The organism is Pseudomonas tremae (assembly GCF_001401155.1).
Taxonomy (GTDB): Bacteria; Pseudomonadota; Gammaproteobacteria; order Pseudomonadales; family Pseudomonadaceae; genus Aquipseudomonas; species Aquipseudomonas tremae.
Genome location: NZ_LJRO01000293.1, coordinates 1 through 544, shown reverse-complemented (window position 1 = coordinate 544; position 544 = coordinate 1). Strand labels below are relative to the sequence as shown.

The 544-nt window shown below is 55.5% G+C and carries 1 protein-coding gene; it reads left to right on the top strand.

Features of this window, described 5'->3' with window-relative positions; translation table 11 throughout:
* The coding region (locus tag ALO43_RS16825; protein WP_174518511.1) for a transposase at positions 1 to 347 on the top strand (347 nt) is incomplete at its 5' end.
* Positions 348 to 544 lie beyond the last annotated feature (197 nt).

Here is a 544-nt window from a genome sequence, read left to right as displayed (position 1 = left end):
AGACCTATCAGCAGGAAACGCTGAGCCAGACCGACATGCTGCGCCGGGTGGTGCAGCACATCCCGGAGAAGCATTTCCGGATGATCCGGTATTTTGGTTTTCTGGCCAATCGGGTCTGCGGGCAGTACCTGCCAAAGGTCTATGAAGCACTGAAGATGGCGACGCCAGGACCGGTACCAAAGCTGTATTTTGCGCCGATGGCCAAAGCCTTTCTAAACATCGATCCGTTCCGCTGTGTGCTGTGTGGCGCGCGGATGGTATACACGGCGGCAATCAGCGGGCTGACGGTGCAGGGACTGGTCCTCAACGCTCAGGCGATCGCGCAGATGAGGTACGTGAAGCCCTGACAGGGGGAAGGTGCGTCCGCACCTAGTTTCAGCGGTAAAATAACCTGCGTTAATGCGGATTGATAGGGATTATCACTGCATAAGTAACGCATCAGCGTCTTCCTACGCATCGCTATGAAGGCACGACGCCTCCTTCATAGCGTCAGCCTGATGCATAGGCATTTTGAAATTCCTATGCATGAACAGGGCAGCCTGCG